This window comes from Bacteriovorax sp. BAL6_X, from assembly GCF_000443995.1.
Taxonomy (GTDB): Bacteria; Bdellovibrionota; Bacteriovoracia; order Bacteriovoracales; family Bacteriovoracaceae; genus Halobacteriovorax_A.
Window position 1 is genome coordinate 184922 of record NZ_AUMC01000008.1, and the last position, 20495, is coordinate 205416.

23 protein-coding genes are annotated in these 20495 nt (G+C 37.7%); 16 read left to right on the forward strand and 7 right to left on the reverse strand.

Annotated elements, in window-relative coordinates; genetic code table 11:
* The first annotated feature begins 42 nt into the window (after nt 1–42).
* The 6 genes from M902_RS08265 to M902_RS08290 all read left to right on the forward strand — a co-directional run bounded on the left by M902_RS08265 (nt 43) and on the right by M902_RS08290 (nt 5699).
* Entirely contained in the window at nt 43–714 is a 672-nt protein-coding gene (locus tag M902_RS08265; RefSeq protein ID WP_021267356.1) for a succinate dehydrogenase cytochrome b subunit, read from the forward strand.
* Nucleotides 714–2654, forward strand: coding sequence for a fumarate reductase/succinate dehydrogenase flavoprotein subunit (locus tag M902_RS08270; protein WP_021267255.1), 1941 nt, complete (start codon nt 714–716; stop codon nt 2652–2654). The genes M902_RS08265 and M902_RS08270 overlap by 1 nt, the downstream gene beginning before the upstream one ends.
* Nucleotides 2655–2684: 30 nt before the next feature.
* Complete coding sequence (locus M902_RS08275; RefSeq protein ID WP_040314528.1) at nt 2685–3446, forward strand: succinate dehydrogenase/fumarate reductase iron-sulfur subunit; 762 nt, start codon at nt 2685–2687, stop codon at nt 3444–3446.
* Nucleotides 3447–3547: 101 nt separating this feature from the next.
* On the forward strand, nt 3548–4132 hold the full coding sequence (locus tag M902_RS08280) for a redoxin domain-containing protein (protein WP_021267292.1): 585 nt from the start codon (nt 3548–3550) through the stop codon (nt 4130–4132).
* Nucleotides 4132–5226: a DUF2786 domain-containing protein gene (locus tag M902_RS08285; RefSeq protein ID WP_040314486.1), complete on the forward strand. Its 1095-nt coding sequence runs from the start codon at nt 4132–4134 to the stop codon at nt 5224–5226. Before M902_RS08280 ends, M902_RS08285 begins: the two co-directional genes overlap by 1 nt.
* Before the next feature lie 83 nt (nt 5227–5309).
* Nucleotides 5310–5699, forward strand: coding sequence for a hypothetical protein (locus tag M902_RS08290; protein ID WP_021267208.1), 390 nt, complete (start codon nt 5310–5312; stop codon nt 5697–5699).
* Nucleotides 5700–5703: 4 nt separating this feature from the next.
* Here the strand turns inward: M902_RS08290 and M902_RS08295 are convergent, their stop codons facing one another.
* Nucleotides 5704–6408, reverse strand: coding sequence for a 7-carboxy-7-deazaguanine synthase QueE (locus tag M902_RS08295; RefSeq protein WP_021267191.1), 705 nt, complete (start codon nt 6406–6408; stop codon nt 5704–5706).
* Nucleotides 6409–6516: 108 nt separating this feature from the next.
* Here M902_RS08295 and M902_RS08300 point away from each other — a divergent pair, with 108 nt between their 5' ends.
* The 3 genes from M902_RS08300 to M902_RS08310 all read left to right on the forward strand — a co-directional run bounded on the left by M902_RS08300 (nt 6517) and on the right by M902_RS08310 (nt 8045).
* Nucleotides 6517–7047, forward strand: a complete 531-nt coding sequence (locus M902_RS08300; RefSeq protein WP_021267277.1) for a hypothetical protein — start codon at nt 6517–6519, stop codon at nt 7045–7047.
* A gap of 18 nt (nt 7048–7065) precedes the next feature.
* A complete protein-coding gene (locus tag M902_RS08305) occupies nt 7066–7416 on the forward strand; it encodes a hypothetical protein (protein ID WP_040314487.1) in 351 nt (116 codons plus the stop codon).
* A 197-nt stretch (nt 7417–7613) separates the two neighbouring features.
* Nucleotides 7614–8045 (forward strand): TraR/DksA C4-type zinc finger protein, encoded by a 432-nt coding sequence (locus M902_RS08310; protein WP_021267338.1) that lies wholly within the window; start codon nt 7614–7616, stop codon nt 8043–8045.
* Nucleotides 8046–8082: 37 nt separating this feature from the next.
* Here the strand turns inward: M902_RS08310 and M902_RS08315 are convergent, their stop codons facing one another.
* Nucleotides 8083–8745: a hypothetical protein gene (locus M902_RS08315; RefSeq protein WP_021267195.1), complete on the reverse strand. Its 663-nt coding sequence runs from the start codon at nt 8743–8745 to the stop codon at nt 8083–8085.
* A 48-nt stretch (nt 8746–8793) separates the two neighbouring features.
* Between M902_RS08315 and M902_RS08320 the strand changes: the two genes are divergently transcribed.
* A complete protein-coding gene (locus M902_RS08320; RefSeq protein WP_021267231.1) occupies nt 8794–9192 on the forward strand; it encodes a group III truncated hemoglobin in 399 nt (132 codons plus the stop codon).
* 27 nt (nt 9193–9219) lie between these two features.
* Nucleotides 9220–9672: a hypothetical protein gene (locus tag M902_RS08325; protein WP_021267319.1), complete on the forward strand. Its 453-nt coding sequence runs from the start codon at nt 9220–9222 to the stop codon at nt 9670–9672.
* Here the strand turns inward: M902_RS08325 and M902_RS08330 are convergent.
* The 3 genes from M902_RS08330 to M902_RS08340 all read right to left on the reverse strand — a co-directional run bounded on the left by M902_RS08330 (nt 9669) and on the right by M902_RS08340 (nt 12810).
* Nucleotides 9669–10082, reverse strand: coding sequence for a hypothetical protein (locus tag M902_RS08330; protein WP_021267365.1), 414 nt, complete (start codon nt 10080–10082; stop codon nt 9669–9671). The genes M902_RS08325 and M902_RS08330 overlap by 4 nt on opposite strands.
* A gap of 16 nt (nt 10083–10098) precedes the next feature.
* Nucleotides 10099–11406, reverse strand: coding sequence for a DEAD/DEAH box helicase (locus M902_RS08335; protein ID WP_021267276.1), 1308 nt, complete (start codon nt 11404–11406; stop codon nt 10099–10101).
* 108 nt (nt 11407–11514) lie between these two features.
* Nucleotides 11515–12810 carry a hypothetical protein gene (locus tag M902_RS08340; protein WP_021267175.1) on the reverse strand — a complete coding sequence of 432 codons (1296 nt, stop codon included), beginning with the start codon at nt 12808–12810 and terminating at the stop codon, nt 11515–11517.
* Between the two features lie 143 nt (nt 12811–12953).
* Between M902_RS08340 and M902_RS08345 the strand changes: the two genes are divergently transcribed.
* Nucleotides 12954–15104, forward strand: a complete 2151-nt coding sequence (locus M902_RS08345; protein WP_021267332.1) for a hypothetical protein — start codon at nt 12954–12956, stop codon at nt 15102–15104.
* Between the two features lie 47 nt (nt 15105–15151).
* Nucleotides 15152–16297 (forward strand): tRNA guanosine(34) transglycosylase Tgt, encoded by a 1146-nt coding sequence (gene tgt / locus M902_RS08350; RefSeq protein ID WP_021267209.1) that lies wholly within the window; start codon nt 15152–15154, stop codon nt 16295–16297.
* 42 nt (nt 16298–16339) lie between these two features.
* Here tgt and M902_RS08355 read toward each other — a convergent pair whose 3' ends face one another.
* On the reverse strand, nt 16340–17464 hold the full coding sequence (locus M902_RS08355) for an aminotransferase class V-fold PLP-dependent enzyme (protein ID WP_021267271.1): 1125 nt from the start codon (nt 17462–17464) through the stop codon (nt 16340–16342).
* A 106-nt stretch (nt 17465–17570) separates the two neighbouring features.
* Between M902_RS08355 and M902_RS08360 the strand changes: the two genes are divergently transcribed.
* Genes M902_RS08360 through M902_RS16770 form a run of 3 tightly spaced genes read left to right on the forward strand, consistent with a single transcriptional unit; the run spans nt 17571 to nt 19187 of the window.
* A complete protein-coding gene (locus M902_RS08360) occupies nt 17571–18173 on the forward strand; it encodes a hypothetical protein (RefSeq protein ID WP_021267171.1) in 603 nt (200 codons plus the stop codon).
* Nucleotides 18173–19012 carry a matrixin family metalloprotease gene (locus M902_RS08365; protein WP_021267380.1) on the forward strand — a complete coding sequence of 280 codons (840 nt, stop codon included), beginning with the start codon at nt 18173–18175 and terminating at the stop codon, nt 19010–19012. The genes M902_RS08360 and M902_RS08365 overlap by 1 nt, the downstream gene beginning before the upstream one ends.
* A gap of 52 nt (nt 19013–19064) precedes the next feature.
* Nucleotides 19065–19187 (forward strand): hypothetical protein, encoded by a 123-nt coding sequence (locus tag M902_RS16770; RefSeq protein ID WP_021267166.1) that lies wholly within the window; start codon nt 19065–19067, stop codon nt 19185–19187.
* Here M902_RS16770 and murD read toward each other — a convergent pair.
* Nucleotides 19180–20487 (reverse strand): UDP-N-acetylmuramoyl-L-alanine--D-glutamate ligase, encoded by a 1308-nt coding sequence (gene murD / locus M902_RS08370; protein ID WP_021267229.1) that lies wholly within the window; start codon nt 20485–20487, stop codon nt 19180–19182. The two genes, M902_RS16770 and murD, sit on opposite strands and share 8 nt — an antisense overlap.
* Between the last annotated feature and the right edge of the window lie 8 nt (nt 20488–20495).

The following is a 20495-nucleotide window of genomic DNA, read 5'->3' on the forward strand; positions in this document are numbered from 1 at the left end:
CATTTTAAAATTTTTATTAAATTAGACAAAGGAAATGTATCAATGTCAGCATTACGCTTTTACTTGACTAACTCCGTTGCTAAAAAGCAAGTTATGGGAGTTACAGGACTACTTCTGTGTGGATTCCTACTTTCACACATGCTTGGTAACTTTTTACTAATGGTTGGAGCAGACGCTTTTAACAAGTACGCTTACACGCTTACTTCTAACCCACTAATCTATGTTGCAGAAGCTGGTCTTCTTGTAATCTTTTTAACTCACCTCTTTATGGCCCTAAAACTTACGATGGAAAATAAAGCAGCTCGTCCAGTTAATTACTACATGAAGCAACCTACAGGCCGTGGAGCTACTTTCGCATCTTCAACAATGCCATACACAGGTATGTTAATTCTTTTCTTCATCATCATGCACTTAATTAACTTTAAGTATGGTTCTGTATATATGACAACATTAAATGGAATGGAAGTTCGCGACCTTTACAAGACTGTGATTGAGTACTTTGCTTCTCCTCTTAATGTGGGAATGTATGTAGTTTTCATGATTGTTATTGGAATTCACGTATCTCACGGGTTTTGGTCAGCATTCCAATCAATTGGATTTAACCACCCTAAGTATATGCCAGCGATCAAGTTTCTTTCAAAACTATACGCTGTTGTCTTAACTGTTGGATACTCAACAATCGCAATTTGGTGTCACGTTAAGGGAGGAATGTAATGACTAATATGAATATCAAAAAAATGGATGGTAAAGTTCCTGCTGGTGACGATATCACTAAAGTATGGACTCAACATAAGTTTAATATGAAACTTGTTAACCCTGCCAACAGACGTAAGTTTGAAGTAATCGTTGTTGGTTCTGGTCTTGCTGGTGCATCAGCTGCTGCAACTCTAGGAGAGCAAGGTTACAATGTTAAATGTTTCTGTCTTCAAGACTCTGCAAGACGTGCACACTCGATTGCAGCTCAAGGTGGTGTTAACGCTGCTAAAAACTACCCAAATGATGGTGACTCAATCTGGCGTCTATTTTATGACACTGTAAAAGGTGGAGATTACCGTGCACGTGAAGCTAACGTTTATCGTCTGGCAGAAGTTGCAAACAATATTATCGACCAATGTGCGGCACAAGGTGTTCCTTTTGCACGTGAATACGGTGGAACTCTTTCTAACCGTTCATTTGGTGGTGCTCAAGTATCACGTACTTTCTATGCTAGAGGACAAACTGGTCAACAGCTTCTTCTAGGTGCTTACTCTTCTCTAATGAAAGAAGTAGGACGTGGAAAAGTTCAAATGCTAACTCGTCGTGAAATGGTCGACCTAGTAATGGTTGACGGTCGCGCACGTGGTATCATCACAAGAAACGTAATCACTGGTGAATTTGAAAAGCACGCAGCAGATGCAGTTCTTATGTGTACAGGTGGATACGGAAACGTTTACTACCTATCGACAAACGCAATGACTTCAAATGGTTCGGCAGCATGGAAGGCCTATAAGAAAGGTGCAATGTTTGCCAACCCATGTTTCACTCAAATTCACCCAACTTGTATCCCAAGACACGGTGAAAACCAGTCGAAACTAACTCTTATGTCAGAATCTCTAAGAAATGATGGACGAGTATGGGTTCCAAAAGTAGCCGGTGATCACAGAGCACCAAATGATATTCCAGAAGAAGAAAGAGATTACTATCTAGAAAGAAAGTATCCTTCATTTGGTAACCTTGTACCTCGTGACGTTGCTTCAAGAAATGCAAAAGAACAAATCGACCAAGGTAAGTCAGTACGAGCTGGTGAAGAAGCTGTTTATCTAGACTTCGCTACAGCAATCGAGCGTGATGGTGAAGACGCTATTAAAGAGCGCTACGGTAACCTTTTTGATATGTACGAAAGAATTACTGATGAAAACCCATATAAAGTTCCAATGAGAATCTACCCTGCTGTTCACTACACAATGGGTGGACTATGGGTTGACTACAACCTTCAAACAACTGTTCCAGGACTATTTGCTCTTGGTGAAGCGAACTTCTCAGACCACGGTGCAAACCGCCTAGGAGCATCTGCACTTATGCAAGGTCTAGCAGATGGTTACTTTGTTGCACCATTTACAGTTCCTAATTATTTAGCATCTGAAAAACTAATGGGGAATAAAGTTGGAACTGATCACCCAGAATTTGACAAGGCACTTACTGAATCAAAAAACAGATTCTCTAAGCTTCTTTCAATCAACGGAACAAGATCTGTTGAATCAATTCACAAAGAACTTGGTCAAATCATGTGGAACCATGTTGGTATGGCAAGAGATGAGAAGACTCTTAAGGCCGGAATTGAAAAGATTAAGAAACTTCGTGAAGTATTTTGGAAAGACGTTAAAGTTACAGGAACAGCAGATGGAATCAATATCGAGCTTGAAAAAGCTAACCGTCTTGCAGACTTCCTAGAGCTTGGTGAGCTAATGGCACGCGACGCTCTTGAAAGACCAGAGTCATGTGGTGGTCACTTCAGAGAAGAGTCTCAGACAGAAGAAAACGAAGCACTTCGTGATGACAATAACTTCTGCCACGCAGCTGTATGGGAATACATGGGTGAAGGTAGTGAGCCAATTAGAAACGTTGAAGAACTAGACTTCCCTAACGTTCCACTAACACAAAGAAGTTACAAATAAGAGGTATATGATATGAGTAGCAATAATAATATGACACTTCATCTTAAAATCTGGCGTCAAAAGAATCGTGAAGATAAAGGTCAAATGGCCGACTATACATTAGAAAACGTTTCTCCGGATGCTTCATTTCTTGAAATGCTAGATCAGTTAAATGAGGAACTTATCCCACAAGGTGTTGAGCCAGTTGCTTTCGACCACGACTGTCGTGAAGGAATCTGTGGAATGTGTTCTCTAATGATCAACGGTCAAGCACATGGGCCAGAAGCTGAAACAACAACTTGTCAGCTTCACATGAGAAAATTTTCTGATGGTGACACGATCGTAATCGAGCCATTTAGAGCAAGAGCTTTTCCTGTTGAAAAAGACCTTATGGTTGATCGTAGTGCATTTGATGAAATCATCGCAGCAGGTGGCTTCGTTTCAGTTAACACTGGAAATGCACAAGATGCTAACGCAATCCTAGTTCCAAAAGAACAAGCTGACCTAGCAATGGATGCTGCTGCATGTATTGGTTGTGGAGCTTGTGTTGCTTCATGTAAGAACGCTTCTGCTATGCTTTTCGTATCAGCAAAAGTTTCTCAAATGGCACTTCTTCCACAAGGACAAGCAGAAGCTTCTCAACGTGTTCAAAACATGGTTAAGAAGATGGATGATCTTGGATTTGGTAACTGTACTAACGAAGCAGAATGTGAAGCTTCATGTCCGAAAGGAATTGAAATCACAAATATTGCTCGTATGAACAGAGAGCTACTAAAAGCAGCTGTTACTTCTAAAACGACACCAACTGTTTAATTAAGTTAATTAAATTCAGATAAAATAAGGGCCTACAAATGTAGGCCTTTATTTATTGTAAGCTCCAGTATCACAGCGTAGAATAAGCGAAAGGAGTATTTATGAAAATCTTAGTTTCTCTCTTAATGACAACACTTACACTTGCTTTATCACCCGGTGACAAAGCACCACAATTCTCTCTTAAGAATCAAAATAACGAAATAATAAAGCTCTCAACTCTTAAAGGTGAGAAGGTCATTCTTGAGTGGTATAATGATGGCTGTCCCTTTGTTAGAAAGCACTATGACTCAATGAATATGCAACAAACCCAGAAACTAGCAAAAGAAAGAGGTTATCACTGGCTTTCTATCAACTCATCTAATGTTGGCAAGCAGGGATATATCAAGGACGCACAAGCTGCAACGAATCGACTTAAAATCGAGAAATCTCATGCGACTCACTTCCTCATTGATACGGATGGAACTGTTGGTAAGCTATATAACGCAAAGACAACTCCAGAGATTTTTATTATTAATGAAAATGGAATTATCGAATATATGGGTGCCATTGACAGCATCCCTTCGGCCGATAAAAGCGATATTCAAAATGCTCGAAACTATGTTAGAAACGCACTAGATCAACTTAAAGAGAATAAGAAAGTAAGTCCGGCCCGAACAAAACCGTATGGATGTAGTGTTAAGTACTAATGTTTATTTATAACGAAAATACCCAATTATTTGTAAAAAAAATCAGACTCATGGCATGTGATATTTTCGCAAGTATTGGCCTATCTTTTAAACGCTCGCGCCTCCATTATAAAGGTATCATGTATCCACTTACATTTGTGGTAAATGACTCTGATAAGATCCTAGGCTTCTACGATCCCCTAATTTATCAGATTGGTATCAACAAATGCTTTCTTACGATTAACGATTACAAGCTCCTAGAGAATGTCTTAAAACATGAGCTGGCCCATTTCCTCGTGCATATTGAATGTGGCATTCACGAACAGGCCCACGGCGTAGAGTTTAGAAATATATTTAAACGCTTTGGTTGGGATGAGAGCTTCTCAAAGTCTCAAGTCAACCTTACGGCCTTCGTTAGAACAAATGACAATATTACGGCAAAAATTCAAAAGCTCCTTGAACTTGCTAAGTCGGAAAATGAATTTGAGGCGAAGCTTGCAGCAAAGAAGGCCAACGACCTAATCCAAAAGCATAACCTAAATAAGCTAAAACTTAATCATTTAACACGTTCTGACATTAATATGAAAGAATTTGAAGATACTTATGTTAGACGTGTTGCCTCTTTTAAAAGGCGCAATATTCTTCATGACTGTCTTTACGATATTCTTAAAGAATATGCTGTCTCACCTGTTTTTAGCTCAGGTCGCGGTGGCGGTTATCTCGAAATCATCGGTGCCAAAGAAAATGTTGAAGCCGCTCATTTTATTTATGACTATACATCTAAAGCAATGGAGGGCCTGTGGAATCAGGCAAAGAAGTCATCAAATTTAAAAGGAGTTCGAGCACGTAACTCCTACTACAAAAGCTTTACCAAATCGTTTCTAGACGAGTTAAAAGGTCACCAAAGTAAACAGATTAGCTCTCGTGAAATTATCCATATAAAAGGACTAGCACAGGCCCATAGAAATCGAGTCTACCCTCGTGTATCATCACAAACAAGTCAGGCTACTAGCTTTGATGCAAATGCATGGAGTCTTGGCGCTAAGGCCGGTAAACAATTCAAAATGAGTAAAGGTATTGGGCAAAAATCAGGCACTAAACTTCTAAGTAATTAAAATCTAATTAAAGATCTTTCTTAGTAAAAATTCTTAATATTTTACCCGAATTACCGATATGATACTGGTAAAGCGGAGACTCAATGGCGAAGATAGCAAATTCCAAAAAAATAATTAAAGGATTTATCACTCAATGTACGATGGTTTTTAAATCATATGAGTACCATGTTGTTGAGTCTAAGAATAAGTCAAACCTTTGGCACTTTAGCGTTACTAAAGATGACAAGAAGTACGTTATCTATTGCACCAACTCTCTAGAAAAAGTACAAGGTATTATCAAGATTGCTCTAAAAAAACTACCGGAAGATACTAAGCTTGTCGTTATCTGTGACAACTTCTCTCCAGAGGATCGCACAAAGGCAGAGTCTAACTCATACACGATTACTGACTTAGGTACGATTAAAAAGTATGGTATTGACCTACTTGAGGCCAAGCAACGAGAAACTTTGGCCAGAACGCGAAGAGCTGCTTAATTAGTTAAACACTTTTCTTATCTGCACCATAAATCCACTTGTGCTGCTGACCAATGACTCTAAAGGGTCCACCTTCTAACTGATTCCACTCTTGAATATCGATGAATCTTTGCATCGGAAATTCTTCACTTGGCTCAAAGCATGGAGTTAGCACCCAAGGAAAATCAACTGGGCCTAGACTCTCCTCTAGTTTTCGATAAGCGCCTAATGTATAATCAAAGTCCTTACGATCAGCGATAACTGCTTTAAGCTGGAATTTTCCATCATAGTTTTGTGCAAGTTTTTCAATTAATGCTAGACGTGTTTGAACACCTGTAGAAGGTGTTTTAAGGTCAAATGAGATATAGTCGAGGTTTTCAAAAACTTCATCAACAACACGTGTTCCAGCTGCTTCAATGTTAAGCTTAAAGCCTTTCTCTTTTAGAAATTTAGATAGGGCCACTACACTTGGAACATGTTTAGGATGAAGAGGGTCTCCTCCAGTAATTGATATCCAATTAATTTTTCCTTGATAAGACTCTTCTAGAACCTTTTCAAATATCGACTCAATAGACGTAGGCTCTATTTCAAAACTCCAAGTATCCATCGAGTCACAATTAATACAACCAACGGCACAACCTTGAAAACGCACGAAGACCTGTGAGCGGCCAATAAAGACACCCTCTCCTTCTGTCGCACGGTAAATGTCGTTAATAAGATACTGCTGCATTGAAAAACCTTCTTAAAGGGTATTTATATAGCATAAGGCCTTAAAATGTCATATATTTAAAAGTAAATCGAGTAATTGCTACATGAAATATGGCCCAAAGGAAGAAATATGATTGATATTGATGAACAGTTTCGCAAAGTCATCGCCGATTTACAGGCCTCAAGAAGGCCAAATTGTATTTATAGCAAAGAGGATTTCAGCGTCTTTAAGGCCCGCTTTCAAGAACTCAACAAAGAGGAGAATTGGGAAGCTCTTATTCCGCTTCTTTGCTTACTCGACAACACCATCACTCTTGATCATATCATCTACCCAGAAATCATGGATTGCTTAGCACTATGCCACGACCCAGAAGTCCTAACTCTATGCCTTGGGGTGGCCAGGAAACAAATTATCGATGAATTTCACAAAAGAGGCGAAAGACTGCCTTTTGACTTTCTCGAGGCCCTAGAAAAGCTAGTTGGCCATCAAAACCCAGAAGTCTTTGAATGGACCCTACGTCTAATTGAATCTCTTGGTTCACAGTCAATCTACTTTAAAAAGGCCGTACTAGAGGCAAAGCCGGGCTTCTTTGCACGTTTTAATCAACATAAGAAGGCCTGTGTGGAAATTATTGAACTGCTTGAACGCCGCTGGCAATAGTGTGCTACAATTTAATTCATGGATAGAAAGTTTAGCGCCAACGACAATTTTGAATTACTAAAGAACGAACGCAATATTGCTAATAGGCAAATGTATCAAATGCAACCTTCACAAGAGGTTCAAGTTCAAATCTTTCCAGATAAGAGTGTAACGCCAGCTAAATTTATTCCAAATACCACAATGCCTGGGACATTCAGGGCCCATCCTACGACGATCGCGGCCATGAGAAGTGATCTCTTTGCAAATATGTATGACGAAACATTTGAAGAATTAAGCGCAATAATCACGTGCTCAGGCTGTAAAACAGAGGTTGATAAGCAATTTTGGAAGTTTTGCCCTCATTGTGAAGCATCGTTTCCAAAAATATAGCTCTAAACTATTGATATTCCATGACAAAGTAATCCTTTGTAAGAAAAATACCTTTTACTAACACCTCCCAGAACAGTAAATTCTTTCTACAACACACGAACACAATATTTGTTGTGCGTAATTGTTTTGCCTAAGCGCAAAACTAAGGTTACAAACAACTTGTTTCACTGGAAGAAACACGGCACAAGGGAGTCGAAATGAACAGAGCTAACTCGTATCTATCGGACAAGCAAATAGCTGCACTTAAAGATGCGCTACTTGCTGACAAAGAAAGAATTCTTAACAAAAACAGTGAGAAAGAGCAGTATTGCATGGACAAGAACGAACTACTTGACCCTCTAGACGAGGCAGTAGCAAACGTTCAAACATCGCAGGAAATTCGTTTCAGAAATCGTGAAAACTTCTACGTAAAGAAAATCAATAAAGCACTGACAAAAATCGAAAAAGGTGAATACGGCCTTTGCGATGAGTGTGATATTGAAATTGGTTTTGATCGCCTGATGGCGAGAAATACTGCTGAGCTTTGCATTGCATGTAAGGAAGAAGCTGAGCATGAAGAGAAATCGAATGTTTACTTAAAGCGTTCTAAATCTCTTGGAAAGACAATTGCTGAAATTGGTAAAAGATAAAAAATAAGGCCTCAAAAGAGGCCTTTTTTATTTGTGCTTATTTTCTAAAGTAGCTAATGCTTAATAATTCAAACTCATCTGCAATATGATATTGCCCCGTTGAGAATTCCGCTGAGTTAGCGATTCCACTATCAATAACATTCTTTCTAATATCTTTAATCTCATCTCTTTGAACATCAAAGTATAGAACGTAAACTTTGGAAGAAAGCTTATCAACCTTCTTAGCTCTCAGTCCCTGCTCGTTTAAAAATTTTTGTAGATCGACAATATTGGCCTGATCAACAGAAACGATAAGCTTATCACTTGCTATACTTTGACAGGCTCCTTTACTATCTTGGGCCAGGCCAACTCCTGAAAAGCTAAGGCCATGATCTTTTTCAATACTTGCTCTTAGACAGTAGTCGACCTTCTCATAAGAGATACGAAAGGCCATAGAAAGCCTTGGTCCACATAGTCCATAAGAGTGAATCATGTCTATTTTTTCGGCCACAAATTTTTGTTCATGTAGATATTGAACAACTTGGCCTAAAACTTCATCACGATTTGTATTAAGGCTTACTTGATCATTAAAGGATGCAATTTTTGTACGTCCTTGGTCTTCTTTATACCAACATGTATCGTTATTTACTGAAATTAACGGACCTGCATAGATAAATTTACCTAGGAGTAATGAAAGTAAAGATATAATTATTTTCTTCATAAACTTTCATCGGTATTTAAAGTACAAAATTTAGTGTAGACTTAACTTATGACTGGCAATGATTACGAAATCAACATAATTGAGAAAGTTACTAGGACATTTTACACTAAGGCCATCAATGATGTTTTTATTGGTTATCACTTTAGAAAGATTACTGCCAAAAATGTCCCCCTAGCAAATATTGATGACTTTAATGAGCATTTAGAAGTTATCAACGCCTTTTGGCAGTCGCAGTTATTAGGAATTAAATTTCCACGCCCTGCGGCCCACCTACTTGAGGCCCATGAATACTTAAATATTCGCTTAGGCGAGCTTGGACGATGGGTAATATTGTTCAAGGAAACACTAGAAGAATATAGAGAAGAGAATCCTGAGTTCATTAATGCATGGGAAGTAAAGATCGACGCTTTTCAAACAGGATTTAAAAAGTACTTCTTTAAAAAATAAATACGAAAGCAATAACGGGAGATCGATATGTTAAAACTTGAAAAGAATTTTCAGAACTTAACACTTAATTCATTTCCATTAAAGCTAGCGCTAGTATGTATTCTTTTACTTATTGTTGGACTTGGAAGCTTTATGACCTTCAATAATAAACTTAGTCAAAAAGATCTTTTGCTCTTTCTCTTTACACCTACAGTTGTTCTATCCCTTCTTAAGCATCGTCATCTTGAGATGAGTAAACCCAGAAACACAGTAAGACTTGTTGCTCGCTCACTCTTAAGAAAACAAATTACTCAATTCGGACTTGATGAAATCGAAAGAGTCGAACTCTTAAAGACAAAGGGTGCGACAGCATCAAATCACGCCATTCAAATACTCTTAAAAAGCAACAAATATATTCTTATTACTAGTAGTGATATCATTGGAACAAATAAGAAATTAAAAAACTATCACGAAGAAATTAATCAGTGGCTATTGGACTAATTACAATCTTCTTTTGATTGTGGATTTTTGGCGTCGTAAACTTGTTTAACAAAGTCTACAAGAACAGGCTCACTTGCAACATCATCAAATAACCAGTTACGAGCATAGTATTGATTTAGCTTAAATGCGGCCAAGCAAGCTTCATGTGATGTCATATACTGCACGACAATCATTTCTACTAATCTAACCTTAAAACGTTTTGGAGAGCCTATGATACAACCTTCAGGGTAGTCCTTACAGTCTAATTGACGTTCTTCTTCTTTTAGCCCGATACGAACTTCTTCAATTGTATTATCAAACTTATAGGCCATATCAAACATTTCTAAAGGAGTATAGATATCCTTTTGTGAACATGATGGCATAATAAAGAATGATGAAAGAAAAAGTAAAATGCTAATACGTTTAAACATATTAGCATTTTATCATTTAACGGCGTCTGCCGCGAGAATTTTTTGATGTACGAGATGGTGTACGTGAGCTTGTACGTGAAGTAGTTTTCTTTTGAGGAAGCTTCCCTCTTCTAACAACTTTCTTTGTCGCCTTCTTGGCACCTGATTTCTTGGCCATTGACTTTAGAAAGATTGGATCAATCTTTAGAGTATCCTGATTCTTAATGGCCTCATTGATTTGAGTAATTAATTTCTGATCCTTTTTTGTCACAAAGTTGTAAACACTTCCAGCTCTACCGGCACGTCCTACACGGCCAGAACGGTGAATATAGTAAACAGCTTCAAATGGAAGGTCATAATTAAGTACCCACTGAAGAGTTTTAATATCAATTCCACGAGCGGCCATATCTGTTGTGATTAAGATGCCACCTGTTGCTTTAAACTTTTTAAAGTTTTCACTTCTTTCTTTAGCAGAAATATCACCATGAGAAACATAGAGATTTTTCACAAGCTTGGCCTGCTTCATATAGTTATATACTTCAACGGCCTTCTCTTTTTGATTAACAAAGATAATCCCACTACCCTTTGCTTCCTTCTTAACGAAAACATCTAGCATGGCATTCTTCTCAGTGTAGTCTAGAGCGATATTGAATGTTTCAATGGTTTGAGAAAGCCCATGTGAGCCAACTAAACTAATCGACTTAAATTGCATTCCTGAAAAGAAGTCGGCCTTTAGCATATCGAAATCATCGGCCATTGTCGCTGAAACAAGACACGCTTGATAAGAAGAAGTAAGATGGCGACGAATGGCCTTAAGCTCACGCATGAAGCCCATATCAAGAAGCTGATCTGCTTCATCAATAACAAGAAATTCAAGATCATCTAGTCGAATCTCTTTCTTTTCAAGCATCGACTTAATACGTCCAGGACCACCAATAAGGATATCAAATGTTTGCTTTTTAAGAGTGCTTACTTTCTTCCCCTTTTCACCCCCAAGCGCAAGACGAACTCTCATCTTTGCATGGTGAGAGATCTTCTTACATTCATCAGAAACCTGCATTGCAAGCTCTTTGATTGGAAGTAAGATAATAGCACGAGGTGAACCTGCTTTTTGAGTCTTTAGATCAGATTCTGTTTCTTTTAACTTTTGAAATAAAGGAAGAAGATAACTTAGGGTCTTTCCGCTACCTGTTTGGGCCTGTACCTGTAGATTGTGGCCATCTAAAAACTCAGGAATTGCTTCAGACTGCACCTCTGTAGGCTTTGATAGCTTATTTTCTTTTAAGAAACCTGAAAACAGGTCCATATTAATAATTTCAACAAATTCTTTTGTGTTCTTTGCCATTTTGTACTCTCCTAAATAGACAACTCCGCTCGCGACCAGCATTGGTCTACGCAGAAATAAATGGGGGGATCATTAGATCCCCCGATATTTAACACAATGTTTCTTAAATTAGAAGTGTAGTCTGAAGTTTACAGAGTGAATTGTTGAAATTTTCACACCTTGTACTTCTGAAGTGATTGGTTGCTTAAGAGAATACATGAAATCCATGAATCCTAGCTTAAGTCTTGGAGTTAGAGTTAGGTGTTCAGAGTCTAGCATCCCTCTTACAGTAACTGCTAGTCTCTCCTTCCAAACATGGAACATTACATCAGTACCAGCATAAACTCCATCAGCGAAATCATAACCATCTCTCATATGGAATCCTAGGAACGGGCGAACTCTCATATTTGAAAGATTGAAGCTATAATCAGTATGCATACGGTAACCAATTTCTGGCTCATATAGTGGGAGATAACCTTCATCGTTTTCGATTACTGTCGCAAGCGCAATGTCTTGGATCTTAAACATTGTTCTAAAGTTTGATAACCAGTGAAAACCATAAGTGATATCGGCCATCGCATAAAGAGTCATATTTTGATCAAGGTTTTCAGTATCAATTACATCACCGTCTCCAGCAATAGCATCTTGATCAAGAACACGTCTTACGTCCGCTCTATATAAACCATAAAGAGAAAAAGAACCAAAGTGTCTTTCATTCTTATAATCAAAATTTAGCCCAGCAGTTACATCAGCTTTCACATAAGCATCAATGATTGGTGCCATTGAACCAGAACCAGCAAATGGAAGAACTACACCTGTTCCACCCATAGCGTCTTCTAGAGCAGCTTTTTCACTAGCCGTTAATCCTAAGTCAGTTGCTAAATCATCAGTCGTATAGCCAGCGTTACCTAGGATAGTATTTAATACTGATTGAGTAAGCTTACTCTCAAGAGCAGTTTTAAGTTCAGAGTTACCAGGTATCGCAGAGATCAGAGTATCTTTTTCAATCTCTTCTTCACCAATGCCAATAAGAGAGCCGACATTTACACCTAGCCTTACACTTGGGCTAATTAGGCCTTTGAAAGCATTAAATGATGGAAGAGGAACTCCTACTTCTACATTTAACCTAAGATTCTGTTCAGTGTCTGCATAAGCTGACAGAACATCGGCCGCAGCCTGATCTGGATCATCTGACTCAGATGCATCAGACACATCACCAACTAATTCCATAAGATCAGTATTAGCATAAACTGACATATCGACTAGAAAGTCATGCCCAGGTTCCCTAAGGAATTCTTGAGTTTGAAATTTGTCTTCCATTAAACGAAAACGATCCTGTACATTGTAATCAGCATCGGCCGCAAAAGTCATTTGTCCTGCTAAGAGCGTAGCAAACGTCGCTCTTACTAAAAAAAATTTTTTCATTTATTTGTCCCCTTCCGTGGTTAAATCTCCTTAATTGTCTTAACCAATATTAACACAAAATGAATTCTAAAAATTAGTAGGAAAATTTATATAATCCCTTTAAAATAGTAAGGAAATTAATTGAAAATTAACAAAGGTTGACTATGCAGGTTGGTTTTATCCACAGCACTTCTAATGAAAATCAAGAAATTCTTATCTCTGTCAAAGAGTTCTTTTTTAAAGAAGAAAATAATGAATTAATTATTTCAGAAAACGGTGGAAGCATCAAGGTTCAAGTTGATGATGACTGCTTAGTCCTAAAGTTAATTCAAAAAATTCAAGATGCTAAATTACAAGAGACTCCACTTCAAGAAGGTTCAACTTACTTCATGGAAGTTGGTGAAAGACTTAGCTATAAAAATAGTGAGTTCAAATTAAAAACTCTCTCTCATGCACAACAACCTGACGAGTTTGAAGTTGCTTGTGAAAATGATGAACTTAATTTAGATCTTGATGAAGATCTTGATGAAGATCAGAGCTTCCATCACCAAGAAAACCAAGAATCACTCGAAGAAATTAAGCTTGCCACTCAAGATGACTCATCTTTATTTGAAACAACAAGTAGTGATATGCTCGCCAAAGATGAGTCTGATGACGACACTGATAATGGAGATGAGGATATCTCTTTTATTATTGATACAGATGACAATGGCCCAATTCAGGCCCCAATGAAAGATAACACTGACTCTCTTAGCATTACTCAAGTTCTTAACGTCGCTCGCCTACAAAATGCAGAAACAGAACAAGACAAAAAGACAAAGAAGAACAAGAAGAAATCAAATAAAAATACAAAAAAGAAGAAATCCTCTAAGTCAAAAGATGCATCTCATCTAAAATTAGGAACGGCCCGAGATTATGAAGGTGCAAAAATAAGAAAAGCACAGCAAAAGAAAAAGAAAACTAAACGAGATGAAAATAAATTAGTTGGTCCTTTTACTCGCTTTATGAGTGCATTATCACTAGTCTTTGCAGCCACGATTATTTCAACGCAAGTTGAAGTCGATGTCATCAACTCCTTAAGTGTTAAACTGGCCGACTTAACCAATACAGAACTTGCTAAATATGTAGATTTCTTAGTTAGTCAAGATATTGCAAAGATCTTTATCGTGCTGTTTGGAATCTTATTTATTTCTAATTTATTATTTAGCGTGTCGCCAACTCTATTTATTAGTGGTGCAACAACGTCTGGCTCATTTCTATCAAAGAGGGCAAAGGCCGTACTTAGAACTCCCCTCGATTTAATTGCACATCTTATTCCAATTTTTGAACTCCCCGTAGTATTTGATACTCCTTCATTAAAAGAGTTGATCACTCGAGGACGTATTACTTATCGAGTAAAAGGCTTTAAATTTATTTCACTTATTAATTTGGCCATTTTTATTCTCTTAGTAATTGGTTACCCAATTATCCAAGAAGGCTTTTCCAATACCAAAGCTCCATCGCAAATTAATGTCCCTAAAGAGTTAGGGAAAAGGCCTTTAAAGATTAAAGAACTTCTACTCTCAAAGAAATTCTCACAAGAACATATTGTACTCAGGACCGGTGGCCCAAAGCCTTCTTATTTTATCATTAACAAAGACACGGCAAACACATATCTAGTTAAAATGACAGATTCGATGCCATTTAAAAGATTTGAAAATAGCTTTAGCTCAATTCCATTTTTTAAGTATCGCTACCCTTACCTAAGTTCATTTTATAAAGATGAAAAGTCGAGCTTCTTAACAAGAGAAGATTTTGGAAAGTTATTCTGGGCCGGTGAAATAATTAAGGGTCGATCGACTAAAGACCTTGTCCACGTAGATCTACTTGCTATTGGCCAGTCAAAGAAAGCATTTTCAGAATTTAAAATGGATTATAAGCAGTATCGAAACTTGAATAGATTCACTTCATTCTATCGAGGAAGTAGTGATGAAATTTATCTCTATATAGCACAAGATCAAGTTATGCAATTTTCTAAGATTGGCGGCAATATGAAATCAAGCGAACTTGAAGGCTTCACCTTCCTAGCAAGGCCAAAGGTTAAAATCGAATATATTGACAGTGTTGAGAAGGCCTTTCAAGGTACTAATAAATCAATTTTAATGAGCCAACTTGAGGAGATCAACCAACTTGTCTCCCTAAAGGATAACGGTGAAAATCGCGCCTCATTCGTAAAATTTTCCAAGGATCTGGCCCATTTTTTACAAGGTAGCTCAAATACTGTTGGACAAGAAGCGGCAAAAGAAATATTAAAGCTAAGTACTTTAAATAATTAAAGTTAGTAGAAATATTTCAACAGTCGAGTTACGACAAAGGGTGATCTATGCGTATTCAAGATCAAGTCAAAGAACACTTCAAATTCAAAGTTGTCCACGAAGATAAAAACTCAGGAGCAAGAGCAGGTGTTATCACAACTCCTCACGGAGAAATTCCAACACCAGTTTTTATGCCAGTTGGTACTCACGGTGCAATCAAAGCACTTCCACCAAACTTCCTAAAGGACCTGGACACTAAAATTATTCTTTCAAATACATACCACCTTCATTTATCTCCAGGCTCAAAGCTGGTTCAAAAAGCAGGTGGGCTTCATAAATTTATGAATTGGGATAGACCAATTCTTACAGACTCTGGTGGATTCCAAGTATTCTCTCTTCAACGAAAGAGTATCAAAGAAGAAGGTGCAGAGTTTAAAGATCATAAAGGTAAAGCAATTATGCTCTCACCTGAGACATCAATCCAAATTCAACAAGAGCTTGGATCGGATATCATGATGGCATTTGATGAGTGTATACCATATCCTGCAACTCGTGAGTACACAAAGAACTCAATTGATCGTACTCACCGCTGGTTAGATCGTTGTATCGACGCTTGGACGAACCCAAAACAGGCCCTATTTGGAATCATCCAAGGTTCAACTTACGATGACTACAGAGATGAGTGTCTTGATGAGCTTGTTAAGCGCGACCTTCCAGGTTATGCCATAGGTGGTGTATCTGTTGGAGAAGGGCCTGAGCTTATGGAAAAAATCGTTAAGTACACGGGACCTAAAATGCCAAAAGATAAACCACGTTACGTAATGGGCGTTGGTAACCCGGAAGACCTTTGCATGATCTGGGAGCATGGAATCGATATGAGTGACTGTATCATTCCTACGAAATTTGCTCGCGGTGGAACTTTATTTACAAAACGTGGAAAAATCAGAATTCGTCACAAGAACTATCGTCGTGACTTCTTTCCAATTGAACCAAATTGTAAGTGTTACTGCTGTGAAAACTTCACTCGTGCATATGTTAAGCACTTATTTGATTCAAATGAGATCCTAGGACAAGTACTAGCAACTATGCACAATATTGAATTCTATAAGAATATGGCCGAAGAAGCTCGTGAAGCTATCTTAAAAGATCGCTACAATGAATGGAAAGCGGACTTCCTAAAGAGCTATAATAAAGATGACGGTGCAAAAAACTAAATAAGAGCTATACAAAAGGGACACTGAGTGTCCCTTTTATATTTATGCTTGATTAATTGCGTTTGAAATAATTTTTGTAAGCTTTTGAAGGTCTTCAAATTTTACATTATGAAATAATGAAATTCTAAACTGGTTCTTACCAAGCTTTCTATAAGAGTCGATTCCGTTCACAACACCTTGTGCTTCTAGTACTTTAATAAGAGCTGCCGCTTCGTACTTGTCATCAACATTGATTGTCGCAACTGAAGTCGAGCGATACTTCTCATCTACAACATACGCTTCTAAGAAACTTTCTTCCTGTGCCCAACCATAAATCATATCAGCTTTCTTGCGTGCAAGATCAACCGCATTCCTCTGCCCACCTTGTGAGTTCATAAGTTTTACTTGTTCATTAAGGAAGAAAAGAGTTGAAATACTTGGAGTGTTATAAGTTTGATTCTTTACTGAGTTATCAATGGCCGTCTGCCAATTCATAATCCCTGGAATATAGCGATCAGTTCCATTAATTTCTTGTGCTCTCTTAAGGGCCTTTGGAGACATTATAGCAACAAATAACCCTCCCTCAGAAGCAAATACTTTTTGCGGAGAAAAGAAGTAGCAGTCAATCTTTGAGATATCTAAAGGTATCTGACCCGCACCACTTGTTGCATCAACGGCCACGAGAGTATCATCATTTACAATTGGAATTGTCGTTGTCTGTACACCAGTTGATGTTTCATTAAGAGTGAAACAGATCATGTCTGCATCGGCATGCACTTCTGAGCCTTGTGGTTCGCAACCTTGTCCATACTCACTAGCAAATTCTTGGGCCTCAATCCATGGGATTCCATTGTGTGACTTAAACCACTTATTTGAGAACTCTCCACAAGTATAGTGAACACTTTTATTACGAACAAGGCCGAGTCCAATCATATCAAATAGAAAAGTTGCACCACCGTTGCCCATTACAACTTCATAACCTTCTGGTAAATTATAGAATTGCGCTAGGCCTTCTTGAATTTCTTTGACAAGATTTTTAACAGCAGGCTTACGGTGAGAAGTTCCCAAAAGTTTTGCTTTTGTCTCAGCAAGTCGCACTGAAAATTCAGTTGGTATTAAAGATGGACCTACACCAAATCGTGGATCGCTTGGAATTAATTCACTTGGTACCTTATAATTTTCGAACATATTCAAAATCCTTTTTAAGCGGTTTAGGGGTATTTTAATGAAAATGCTAGTATTTGAAAACAAATAAGAAGTTGTCAAAGCTTGAAAACTTCTTAACAATTATGACATGAAAATATCTCAAACCCTACTTCTATGCATTATAAGCATTCTTCCACTTTCTATATTAGCTAAAGATCATAGTATACCTGGCGAATTCTCACTTGGGATTGGAAACTTAACGAAGTATGTCGGAAAGATTCAATCCGATATAGATGGTGGCAGAAATTATTTCGCATTTAATCCTTTTATTAGAGCAAATTTTCGTACAGATATTCCGTGGCAAAAAGCACTTAATATTGAAGCAGGCCTAACAATCCCTAAATCAAGTGAAGATAGTGCTGTTACCGTAACCAACTTTTGGATTCAGGCCCTAATTGAGCATACATTTAACCAACACTTTAGAATACATGCAGGCCTTGGTATTTTCTTTACATATACGGCCATGGATGGTGAGATTCAAACCTTAGGAAATGGAATGTCGACGCAACAATTCTATACACCAGAAGATTACCAAACAGCTATTAACAATATTGTCATAGTAGGCGGAGACTACCTTTTTAATAAGTCATACTATTTAAATGGACAATTAAGTGTCTTCAATATTGAAGATGGACAAGAGCGAGCATTTAGCTATGCTTTATCGATAAACTATACATTTGGAAATAAATAATGAAGCTAATTCTGTGCTTACTTCTATCAACGTATTCTTACGCTTTTACAATTAATGCAAATATTCCAATTCGTTTTTCAAACCCAGAAATTCGTGTTGATGTCGCTGACAATGCCTGTACTAATATTACAGATTCAGCAGATGAAATCATGGATATGGTGGAGATTGCAGCGAGTGAGTATTGGAATAAAATTGCAACAAGTAGCCTCCACTTAAAAGGTGGCAATATCTTAACTGTTGATGCTGATTATACAACAGAACAAATCTGTGCCGCTGGTGAAGCTGGCTGTGTCAGCCAGGTTCCAAGCACGAATACGCAAATATTAATCGTTTGCAATAGCAATAATACGGTTTTTACTTCAACAGGAATTTTAGCAGTTACGCTCCCAAACAACCTCAATGGAACTGAAATCCAAGGCTCAGTTATTGGACTCAATGATATTGCAGGAACTCGCTACAATGATCAAACAAGATCACAAAAGATAGCCCTCTTTGCCCATGAGATTGGGCACGCTTTTGGCCTTGGCCACTCTTCAAAAGAAAGCTCACTTATGTATTTTAGGAATCTCACTGGGCGTGAAACAATTGGACAAGATGATTGGGACGGGGCCACTTATCTTTATCCAAAAGAACAAATTCCAATGTGTGGCTCAATTGTACCTATTAAAGACAGTGCCAATTTCGGTGGTCATATTAATGAGAAAATTGAAGAGAAGATAAGTACGCATTATTCTGAACGTCCGTCAGAAAAGGATACCGCCGCCTTGATCATGGGTCTGGGCATGTTATTATTAGTCTTAGTTACATCTAAAAAATTTGCACAAGCAAAAATTTATTAACAAAAGACAATATTTTACTAAAGTATTGTCACTAAGTACCGATAATCACATTATGGAATCAAAGTCAGGTAAATTTATTATTGGAATTCTTATTATTTTCTTATTCAAGATTACTGTTGCAGATAATATGAGAGACTCCAAATCACAAAAGGTAACAATTTCAGTTCTTAAGTAAGAGCTAATTTTGTAAAGTGCTCTCCTCTTTTGACGTAATTTGCGTATTGATCAAAAGATGGAAATGCTGGTGAAAAAAGAATTACATCTGCATTAAACCCTGCTTTAAAAATATCATCCAAATTTTCAAAATATTCAGATTCTATTTCAAAATTCAATTCACTTAATACTTTTCCAGACTCTCCAAAGAAGAGAATTCTTTTAATTTGATCTTTAAATGGCAATAACTTTTCTAGCTGATTATCACCGTGACCTCGAAGTTGGCCACCAATTATGAGCTCAACATTCCCAAGCTCCTTAACTCCATTTAATGCAGTTAGTGTTGCTTCCCAATTTGTCGACTTTGCATCATTAAAAAAGTACTGTCCTTTGTCTTGCTTAATCATTTGCAAGCGGTACTCAACGCCATTAAAAACATCACAGGCTTTTTGAAAGGCCTTAATATTACCAGTAAACGCATCCCACATAAGATACACAAAGTATGTATTAACTAGATTATGTTCACCGTAAATTTTTAGTTTCATAATATCAATAACTTCAGAAAGCTCTTCTTTAACTTTTCCAATTGAAAGATCCAATTGATGCTCATTGCGAATGGCGTACTCATTCTTGACTTCTAAGTCGTTAGGAAGAAAGGCAATTCCCTGATTTGCCATATTTTTAAAGATTTCAAATTTATCCTGTCCGTATGTTTTCAAGTCATCGTAACGTTCACCATGACTAAATGTAAGATTTAAAAGCCCGGCAACGTCACATTGAAACTCATCGATCAAGTTTAACTGAAAGCTTGAGAGCTCTAAGATGATACCTTGAGCAGGTTCACGCTCTCCACTCATTCGCTCATAAATATAATCACAAAAAGGCGTTCCAATATTTCCTCCAACAAAGTAATCTCCCGTTGGATCTTGCTTGCCACACTCTTCCAAGAAAGAGACAACAGTAGTCTTCCCATTCGTCCCAGTTACGCCTAAAATTGGAGCATCGGCAAATTTATAGGCCAATTCAATTTCACACCAAATCGGACAAGTCGCTTTGGAGAAAAGTGGAAGCTCTTTAGACATTCCAGGACTTAGAATTATAAGGTCCATTTCCCCTAAAATATTACAGGCCTCGTCTTGAACAACCCTGGCCTTGATACATGAGCTATCTTCAATCGCCGGCCACGTTTCAACAGCACCCTGATTAACTAAATAAATATCCTTACCTAGAAAAGTCAGTAGGCGTAGGGCCGAAAGACCAGAAAGCCCTAGGCCAACAACAGCGATTTTATTATACTTATTTAGCGATTCATTAATGATCATATGACTAT